Below are 1,846 nucleotides of genomic sequence, written 5' to 3'. Positions count from 1 at the left end.
CGGCAACGCCTTCGCGCTGCAGCACGAACACCGTGGTCAGCAGCGCCTGGAACAGGTAGCGCAGCCACAGCGCCATGAAGAGCGGCACGGCGGCGCTGACCCATTTGGTGGTGGCGTCCAGTACCGCGAAGCATGCGCAGGCGCCCACGGTGAGGCCAATGCCCGCGACGGCCGCGGCGCGGCTGCGCAGGGCGTGCAGCGGCGGCGGGGGGCGGCGTCTCGGAGCGGTTCGTCACGGCGCGGGCGGCCCGCGTTCAGTGCGCCGGCTGCGGGCGCTGCAGCAGCATGGCGTCGCCGTAGCTGAAGAAGCGGTACCCCTGCGCGATGGCGTGGCGGTACAGGCCCATCACATGCTCGTAGCCCGCGAAGGCGCTCACCAGCATCATCAGCGTGCTCTTGGGCAGGTGGAAGTTGGTGACCAGCACGTCCACCACCCGGAAGCCGAAGCCGGGCGTGATGAAGATGCGCGTGTCGCCCGTGGCCTGGCCGCTCAGGGCCCACGATTCGAGCGTGCGCACGGTCGTCGTGCCCACCGCCACCACGCGGCCCCCGCGCTGGCGGCAGCGCTCCAGCGCGGCCAGCGTGGCCAGGGGCACTTCGTACCACTCGCTGTGCATCTGGTGCTCGGCCAGGTTCTCGGTCTTGACGGGCTGGAAGGTGCCGGCGCCCACGTGCAGCGTGACGCTGGCGCGCTCCACGCCGCGGGCCTCCAGGTCGGCCAGCACACCCGCATCGAAGTGCAGCGCCGCCGTGGGGGCTGCCACCGCGCCGGGGGCCCGGGCGAAGACGGTCTGGTAGCGCTGTGCGTCCTCGGCGGCATCGGGGTCCTCGCCGCCCTCCTGGTGCCGCTCGATGTAGGGTGGCAGCGGCAGGTGGCCGTGCCGCTCCATCAGGTCGTAGGGCGTCTCGCCCGCGGGGCCCCGCAGCGCGAAGCGAAACAGCGGGCCGTCGTCCTCGGGCCAGCGCGACAGCAGCGTGGCGTCGAAGCCGCCACCGGCCAATCCGCCCGCCAGATGCACCACGGCGCCGGGCAGGGGCTTCTTGCTCACCTTCATGTGCGCCACCACCTCGTTGCCGGTCAGCACGCGCTCGATCAGCAGCTCCAGCTTGCCGCCGCTGGCCTTCTCGCCGAACACGCGGGCCTTGACCACGCGCGTGTCGTTGAACACTAGCAGGTCGCCCGCGCGCAGCAGCCCGGGCAGGTCGCGAAAGACCCGGTCGGCCGGCTCGGTGCTGCGGCCGTCCAGCAGGCGCGAGGCGCTGCGTTCGGGGGCGGGGTGTTGGGCAATGAGCTGCGGGGGCAGCGTGAAATCGAAATCGCTGAGCGTGAAGGTGCGGGGGCTGGCAGGCATGGGGACTTGAGGGCCGGACGGGCCCGTTCCAAGGAATAAACGACCAAAGACAGCGCGCGATTGTCCCATGGGCACTGGGCGCGAGCCCGCCGGCCTTTAACGTGCGGAAGGGCCGCTGGCTCCTGCCGGCGCCAACTGCTGGCGCAGGAACGCGATCACCTCGCGGTGGAACGCTGCATGGAAGGCGATGCGGTCGAAGCCGGGCGCATCGCGGCAAAGGGCGGGCAGCCGCTCGGCCAGGGCGGCGGAGCAGGGCGCGAGGAACGCGAAATGCCCCGCCTGGGGCACCCCATGCCATTCGGGGGGCGGCCGGCAGCGCGTGGCGCAGGGCCTCGACGCTGCCGGGCGTGACGCCATCGCCGCCCAGCGCGGAGGCCCACAGCTGCACGGGGGCCTTCACGGCCTGCAGTGTCTCGGGGGTGAAGAAGTTCAGTGGGTCGGCGATCACCGCGGCGCGGATGCGCGGGTCCGGCGCGGGCATCGCGGGCCAGGAG

The 1,846-nt window shown here is 72.5% G+C and carries 2 protein-coding genes; both read right to left on the bottom strand.

The annotated features are described in order from the left end of the window. Positions 1 to 254: 254 nt before the first annotated feature. The gene (gene queA, locus AC27KI_RS23875; protein WP_487090927.1) at positions 255 to 1,352 is read right to left on the bottom strand and encodes a tRNA preQ1(34) S-adenosylmethionine ribosyltransferase-isomerase QueA; all 1,098 of its coding nucleotides are present in this window, start codon (positions 1,350 to 1,352) and stop codon (positions 255 to 257) included. Positions 1,353 to 1,448: 96 nt separating this feature from the next. Then, positions 1,449 to 1,640, bottom strand: coding sequence for a hypothetical protein (locus tag AC27KI_RS23870; protein ID WP_487116209.1), 192 nt, complete (start codon positions 1,638 to 1,640; stop codon positions 1,449 to 1,451). Positions 1,641 to 1,846: the final 206 nt, after the last annotated feature.

The sequence above is a fragment of the Acidovorax sp. KPB24-03 genome (genome assembly GCF_057546605.1).
The sequence above is the reverse complement of the archived record's forward strand: the minus strand, read 5'-3'. Positions and strand labels throughout refer to the sequence as shown.